6 protein-coding genes are annotated in these 7,303 nt (G+C 72.6%); 5 read left to right on the top strand and 1 reads right to left on the bottom strand.

The window, feature by feature from the left end; all coding sequences use genetic code 11:
• The coding region (lysA, locus tag DRV85_RS14005) for a diaminopimelate decarboxylase (protein ID WP_113290092.1) at positions 1-1,195 on the top strand (1,195 nt) is incomplete at its 5' end.
• Positions 1,196-1,256: 61 nt separating this feature from the next.
• On the top strand, positions 1,257-3,875 hold the full coding sequence (locus tag DRV85_RS14000; RefSeq protein WP_233495522.1) for a TIGR02302 family protein: 2,619 nt from the start codon (positions 1,257-1,259) through the stop codon (positions 3,873-3,875).
• Positions 3,876-3,921: 46 nt separating this feature from the next.
• Here DRV85_RS14000 and DRV85_RS13995 read toward each other — a convergent pair whose 3' ends face one another.
• On the bottom strand, positions 3,922-4,812 hold the full coding sequence (locus DRV85_RS13995) for a zinc-ribbon domain-containing protein (RefSeq protein ID WP_113290091.1): 891 nt from the start codon (positions 4,810-4,812) through the stop codon (positions 3,922-3,924).
• 150 nt (positions 4,813-4,962) lie between these two features.
• Here DRV85_RS13995 and DRV85_RS13990 point away from each other — a divergent pair, with 150 nt between their 5' ends.
• From DRV85_RS13990 to DRV85_RS13980, 3 genes are read left to right on the top strand one after another with little or no spacing between them, the layout of a single operon-like run.
• Positions 4,963-5,640, top strand: a complete 678-nt coding sequence (locus DRV85_RS13990; protein ID WP_113290090.1) for a cell division ATP-binding protein FtsE — start codon at positions 4,963-4,965, stop codon at positions 5,638-5,640.
• A 2-nt stretch (positions 5,641-5,642) separates the two neighbouring features.
• Positions 5,643-6,527, top strand: a complete 885-nt coding sequence (locus tag DRV85_RS13985; RefSeq protein ID WP_233495521.1) for a cell division protein FtsX — start codon at positions 5,643-5,645, stop codon at positions 6,525-6,527.
• A complete protein-coding gene (locus DRV85_RS13980; RefSeq protein ID WP_113290088.1) occupies positions 6,527-7,276 on the top strand; it encodes a lysophospholipid acyltransferase family protein in 750 nt (249 codons plus the stop codon). The genes DRV85_RS13985 and DRV85_RS13980 overlap by 1 nt, the downstream gene beginning before the upstream one ends.
• Positions 7,277-7,303 lie beyond the last annotated feature (27 nt).

Below are 7,303 nucleotides of genomic sequence, written 5' to 3'. Positions count from 1 at the left end.
GGTGGGCACGCCCTTCTACCTCTATTCTGCGGCGACGCTCGCGCGGCACTACCGGCTTTTCGACGAGGCGCTCGACTGGGGGCCGCATCTGGTCTGTTACGCGGTCAAGGCAGCCTCGAACCTCGCGCTCCTGAAGCTGCTGGGCGACATGGGCGCGGGGATGGACGTGGTCTCGGGCGGGGAATACCGGCGCGCGCGGGCCGCCGGCGTGCCGGGCGACCGCATCGTCTTTTCCGGCGTGGGCAAGACCCGCGAGGAGATGCGGCTGGCTTTGGACGGCGGCGTCCGGCAGGTCAACCTGGAGAGCGAGCCGGAGATGCGGGCGCTGTCCGAGGTGGCTGTGTCGATGGGCGCGACCGTGCCCGTGACCGTGCGCGTGAACCCGGATGTGGACGCCAAGACCCACGCCAAGATCGCCACCGGCAAGTCGGAGAACAAGTTCGGCGTGCCCCTTGCGCGGGCGCGCGAGGTCTATGCCGAGGCCGCGCGCCTGCCGGGGCTGGAGGTGGTGGGCGTGGACGTGCACATCGGCAGCCAGCTCACCGACCTCGCGCCCTTCGAGGTGGCCTACGGCAAGGTGGCGGAGCTGACCGAGGCGCTGCGCGCCGACGGGCACGACATCCGGCGCCTCGACCTGGGCGGGGGGCTGGGGATCCCCTACGCGCGGTCGAACGAGGTGCCGCCGCTGCCCGCCGATTACGGCGCGATGATCCGCCGCACCGTGGGGCACCTGGGCTGCGAGATCGAGATCGAGCCCGGGCGGCTGATTGCGGGCAACGCCGGGATTCTCGTGAGCCGCGTGCTCTGGGTGAAGGAGGGCGAGGGGCGCGACTTCGTGATTCTCGACGCGGCGATGAATGACCTGATCCGGCCCGCGATGTACGACGCCTGGCACGACATCGTGCCCATTAGGGAGGCAGCGGCGGGCGCGCCGACGGCGCCCTTCGACGTGGTGGGCCCGGTCTGCGAGACGGGCGACACCTTCGCGCGAGCACGGCCGCTGCCGCCGCTGGCCGAGGGCGATCTGGTCGCCTTCCGGTCGGCCGGCGCCTACGGCGCGGTGATGGCGAGCGAGTACAACACCCGGCCGCTGGTGCCCGAGGTGCTGGTGAGCGGCGATCACGTTGCGGTCATCCGCCCGCGGCCGACCTTTGACGAAATCCTCGCGCGCGATACCATCCCCCAATGGCTGTAGCGGTGCGAGTCCCGCGAGGATCGGCCTGACCACACCGCCGATGCGGGAGCGCCGAGCCGCGATGCGAGATCGAGAGACTGCCGACACCCCCGAGATCCTGACCCGTCTGCGCCGGCCGGTGCAGTTGACGCGGTGGGGCATGGCCGCCGAGCGGGCGAGCCGCGCCTTCTGGCCGCTGTGGTCGATCGCCGCGGCGGTGCTCGCGCTGCTGATGCTCGGCGTGCAGGACATGGTGCCGGTCGAGGCGGTCTGGGCCGCCGCCGCGCTGGCTTCGGCCGGCGCGCTCTGGGCGCTGTGGCGCGGACTCCGGCAGTTCCGCTGGCCGGGCGAGGTCGAGGCGCTTGCGCGGCTCGACGCGACAATGGCGGGACGGCCGATCGCCACCATCCTCGACGCGCAGGCGGTGGGCGCGACGGACGCGGCCTCGGCGGCGGTCTGGCGCGCGCATCAGGCGCGCATGGCGGAGCGGGCCGCTGCGGCGCGGGCCCCGGCGCCTGATCTGCGGGTGGCCCGCCGCGATCCCTTCGCGCTGCGCTACGTGGCACTTCTGGCGCTCGCGGTGGCGCTCTTGTTCGGCTCGGTGCTGCGCATCGGGTCGGTGGCCGAAATGGCGCCCGGACAGGCGCAGGCGCTAGCGGGCGGGCCTGCCTGGGAAGGCTGGGTAGAGCCGCCCGCCTACACGCGGCTGCCGGCCGTCTATCTCAACGACATCGCGCCGGGCGACCTCTCCGTCGCCGAAGGCAGCCAGATCACGCTCAGGCTCTATGGCGAGGTGGGCGACCTGACCGTGCGCGAGACCGTTTCGGGCCAGCCCGCGCCGGAAGAGCCCGCGGCGGAGCCGAGCCAGGTGTTCGAGGTCGCCCGCGACGGGCGTCTGTCGGTCGAGGGACCGGGCGGCCGGGCCTGGGACGTGGCGCTGCGGCCCGACAGGGCGCCCGAGGTGGCGCTCGCGGGCGAGGCCGAGGCTTCGGCGCGCGGCGAGATGACGCTGCCCTTCGAGGCCGAGGACGACTACGGCGTGGTGGCCGGCACTGCGCGCATCGCGCTTGATCTCGACGCGGTGGACCGCCGCTACGGCCTCAAGTCCGAGCCCGAGGCGCGCCCGGCCATCGAGGTGCCGCTGCCGCTGCCGATCTCCGGCGACCGCGCCGAGTTCGAAGAGACGCTGATCGAGGATTTTTCCAAGCACCCGTGGTCCAACCTGCCGGTCGAGGTGCGGCTGACCGTCGAGGATGCCGCGGGGCAGACGGGCGTTTCGGAGCCGCGCACCATGAGCCTGCCGGGGCGGCGGTTCTTCGACCCCCTGGCCGCCGCGGTGGCCGAGCAGCGGCGCGACCTGCTCTGGACGCGCGACAACGCCGGGCGGGTGGCACAGGTCCTGCGCGCGATCTCCTACATGCCCGAGGACGTCTTTCGCTCCGAGACGACCTATCTGCGGCTGCGGGTGATCCTGCGCCGGCTCGAGACCTTCACGCGCCATGGTCTCACCGAGGATCAGCGCGACGATGTCGCGGATGCGCTCTGGGATCTGGCGCTCCTCCTGGAAGAGGGCGATCTGGGCGATGCGCTCGAACGGCTGCGGCGGGCGCAGGATCGGTTGAGCGAGGCGATGCGCAACGGCGCCTCCGACGAGGAGATCGCCGAGCTCATGCAGGAGCTGCGAGAGGCGACCGACGAGTACATCCGCGAGCTCGCGCGCCGTCAGATGCAGGAGGGCGAAGAGGGCCAGCAGAACCAGCAGGCCCAGCAGATGCCCGGCATGCAGATGACGCAGAATGACCTGCAGCGCATGATGGACCGCATCCAGGAGCTGATGGAGCAGGGCCGCATGGCCGAGGCGCAGGAAGCGCTGCGCCAGCTTCAGCAGATGATGGAGAACATGCGCGTCACGCAAGGTCAGGGCCAGCCCTCGCCCGGCCAGCAGGCGATGGAGGGCCTCGCCGAGACGCTGCGCGAGCAGCAGGGCCTCTCGGACGAAGCCTTCCGCGAGTTGCAGGAACAGTTCAATCCCGGCAACCAGCAGGGCCAGCAGCAGGGGCAGGGCCAGCAGGGCCAGCAGCGTCCGGGCCAGCAGTTCGGCCAAGGGCAGCAGGGCCAGCCAGGGCAACAGGGTCAGCAGGGCCAGCCCGGACAGGGGCAGGGCCAGCAACAGGCGCAGCCCGGCGAGGGGCAGGGCCTTGGCGAGAGCCTCGAAGAACGCCAGCGCGCGCTGCGCAACGAGCTCGGCCGCCAGCGGCAGGGTCTGCCCGGCCTCGGCGGAGAGGCGGGCGAGGCCGCGCGCGAGGCGCTGGACCGGGCCGAGGGGGCGATGGAGGGTGCCGAACGCGCGCTGGGCGAGGGCGATCTCGCCGAGGCGATCGATCGTCAGGCCGAGGCGATGGATGCCCTGCGCGAGGGCATGCGCAACATGGGCGAGGCGCTCGCGCAGCAGCAGGGCCAGCAGCAGGGTCAGGGTCAGCAGGGCATGGCCGAAGGCGATCCCTCCGGCGAGCCGCGCGATCCGCTGGGCCGCAGCGCGGGCTCGGGCGGCCAGCTGGGCACCGAGGAGAGCCTGCTGCAGGGCGAGGATGTGTATCGCCGTGCGCAGGATCTGCTCGAGGAGCTGCGCCGCCGAAGCGGGGAGGCCGGGCGCCCGGACGTCGAACTCGACTATCTGGAAAGGCTGCTCGAACGATTCTGAGACCGCTCGCGTCGCCAGACGGATCTCTTGCGCGTCGCCGCGCCGATCAGTCGCCGGCCAGCCCGTCGAGCCAGACGAGCAGCGCGGTAATCGTCTCGGCCGCCCATCCTCGGGCCGCGTCCATTGCGGCGACATAGGCGTCGAGCAGCGGCGCGAAGCCCGGTAGCGCCTCGGCGATGCGGTCCGCGTTGGCGTAGAGCACGATCACCACGACGCCGAGCAGCAGCGCGATCGCGAAGCCGCGGGCGAAGCCGCCGCGGGCGGGGGGCGCCTCGGGTTGCTCCACGGGCTCCGGCTCGGGCGCGGGCTCGCGTGCCGTGTCCCCGCCGCTCCTCAGGCTGGAGTTGATCTCGTCTATGTCGGGCAGCAGACTGCCGCGGGAGCTGCGGCGGGCGGCCTCGCTCTCGCCGGTGTCTTCGCCCCTGATGCGGCTCATGTGCTCGCGCGCCGCGCGCGAGCGCTGCTCGGCGTCGTCCGCGGCGCGGGTTTCCTCCAGCCCCAGGTCGGGCTGCGTTTCGAGCGGCTGGCTGTCGGCGGCGCGCGCGCGCGTCTCGCGCTCCGCCTCTTCGCGAAGCAGCCCCTCGACCTCCGGGTCGAGCCGGCGGCGCGGCGTCTCCGTCTGATCGGGCGGGGCTTCCGAGGCCTCGGGCGCAGGTTGTGGCGCTGTCTGCGGCTCCGGCTCGGCGGCGCGTGCAGGCGCGCCGTCCTCGTCTGGCGCGACGGTCCTCCCGGCGTCGGCGACAGGCTCGGGTTCGGGTTCCGGTTCCGCTTGCGGCGCCGCCTCAGGGGCGACCTCGGCGGCGGGCTCTGCGGGGCCGTCCGGAGTCTGGAACCAGGTGAAGCCACAGTTCGAGCATTGGACGTCCCGCCCCTCGTCGGGAATGACGTCCTCCGGTACTTCGTATTGCGCCCCGCAGTTCGGGCAAGTCAGCCGCATCTCCGCCCCCAAACCGTCCGGCCTCGCGCCGGTTTCGCACAGAGTAGGCCGCGGTTATATCGCGCGAAAGGGCATTGCCCGCAAGTTGCGCCGATTGCATGCAGATCGGTGCTGAGGCACAACAAATCGCGGGCAGGCGAGGGGGCAGGCGTGATCGAGCTCGAAGGCGTGAGCTACAGCTATGGCGGCGGCGATCTGCTGCGCGAGATCGATCTGACGCTCGCGCCGGGGAGTTTTCATTTCCTGACCGGCCCCTCCGGAGCGGGAAAGACCACGCTGCTGCGGCTGTGCTACGCCGCGCTGCGGCCCACGGCGGGTCGGATCGGTCTGTTCGGCCGGGATCTCGCGCAGATGGACCGCGACGGCGTGGCCCGCGCCCGCCGGCGGATCGGCGTCGTTCACCAGGACTGCCAGTTCCTCGATCATCTCCCGGTCGCCGAGAACGTGGCGCTGCCGGTCGCGGTCTCCGAGACGGGGCGGACCGCGGACGCGGAGAACCTAGCCGAGCTTCTCGCCTGGGTCGGTTTGTCGGCGCGTGCGCAGGCGCTCCCGCCGGAGCTGTCGGGCGGCGAGCGGCAGCGCGCGGCGCTCGCACGGGCCGTGATCATGTCGCCCGACGTGATCCTCGCGGACGAGCCCACCGGCAACGTCGACTGGGAGATGTCGCAGCGGCTGATGCAGCTCCTGATAGAACTGAACCGGCTGGGCAAGGCGGTGCTGCTGGCGACGCATGACCTCGCGCTGATCCGGGCCACGAAACCGCATGTCCAGGCGCGCGTGCTGCGGATCGCCGACCGGCGACTGAGCGTGGCGGGGGCGGAGCTGTGAGGGTGCTTCCGGCCTTTCTCGCGGGCGATGCCCAGGCGGCGCGGGTCGTCCCGCCCACGGGCTTCACCGCCTGGCTCACCGTCTTCACCTCCGCCGCGATGGCTTTTCTGGCGGTCTTCGCGCTCGCGCTTTCCTTCTCGGCGGGCCGCCTCGCGGATCGCTGGGGCGAGGCGCTGGCGCGCACCGCGACGCTGCGCATCTCGGCCCCGGACGGACAGATGGCCGAGCAGACCGAGGCGGCCCTGCGCATCCTCGAACAGACGCCTGGCGTGGCCAGCGCGCGTGCGCTGACAGACGAGGAACAGCGCACCCTTTTGGCGCCCTGGCTCGGCCCGGACCTGCCGGTCGAGCGGCTGCCCATCCCCCGGCTCATAGAGATCGTGGAGACGGACGAGGGGTTCGATGTGCAAGGCCTTCGCCTGCGGCTCGCGGCCGAGGTGCCCGGCGCGGTGCTCGACGACCATACCCGCTGGCGACGGCCGCTGGTGCGCGCGGCCGACCGGCTGCGCGCGCTCGGCTGGGCCTCCATCGGGCTGATCGGCGGCGCGGTCGCCGCGATGATCACTCTCGCGGCCCAGGCCGCGCTCGCGGCCAACGTGCAGGTGATCGGCGTGCTGCGGCTCGTGGGCGCGCGCGACCGCTACATCGCGCAGGCCTTCACCCGCCGCTTCACGCTGCGGGCCCTTGGCGGCGCGACGCTCGGCACCGCCGCGGGCATGGGCGCGGTGGCGCTCCTGCCGCAGGAGGGCGCGGATGGGTTTCTCACCGCACTGGGCCTGCTTGGCGCGGAATGGGCGGTGCCGCTGGCCGTCCCGCCGCTCGCCGGGGCGGTCGCCTGGGCCGCGACCGGCCTTGCCGCGCGGCGCACGCTGCGGGGGCTCGACTGATGCGCTGGCTGCTCTCCGCGCTCTTCGTGGGCCAGATCTATGCGATGATGGCGCTGATGGCGGTCTTCTTCACGCCCTGGGCGCTGGCCGATCGACGCGGCGCCTATGCCGCCGTGCACACCTGGTGCGCCTGGGTGCGCTGGTCGGCGCGCTGGATGGTCGGGCTGAGGACCGAGGTGCGCGGCCGCGTGCCGACCGGGGAAGTCCTCATCGCGGCCAAGCACCAGAGCTTTCTCGACATCATCCTGATCGTGAGCGCGGTGCCGCGGCCCAAGTTCATCATGAAGCGCGAGCTCAGATGGGCGCCCATCCTCGGCTGGTACGCGCTGCGGATCGGCTGCGTGCCGGTGGACCGCGGCCGCCGGGCCGAGGCGATGCGCCAGATGAAGGCGGGCGTGAGCCGCGGCGACGCGCCGCCGGGGCAGCTGATCATCTACCCCCAGGGCACGCGCGTCGCCCCGGGGGTCAAGGCGCCCTACAAGATCGGCACGGCCGTCCTCTACGAGACGACCGGCCAGCCCTGCGTGCCGGCGGCGACCAACGTGGGCCTCTTCTGGCCGCGCCGGGGGATCCTGCGCAAGCCGGGCCTCGCGGTGGTGGAGTTCCTCGAACCCATCGCGCCCGGCCTCTCGGCGGCGGAGTTCATGGCGCGGCTCGAACGCGAAGTGGAAGAGCGGTCGGACGCGCTGATGGCAGAAGCAGGCAGCGGGACGCTGCATACCGGAGCTCAGACGCGGAGCGCAAGGTGAGCGGCCGGGCATGCATCGCGACGGCTG

The sequence above is a fragment of the Rhodosalinus halophilus genome (assembly GCF_003298775.1).
GTDB lineage: Bacteria > Pseudomonadota > Alphaproteobacteria > Rhodobacterales > Rhodobacteraceae > Rhodosalinus > Rhodosalinus halophilus.
The sequence above is the reverse complement of the archived record's forward strand: the minus strand, read 5'-3'. Positions and strand labels throughout refer to the sequence as shown.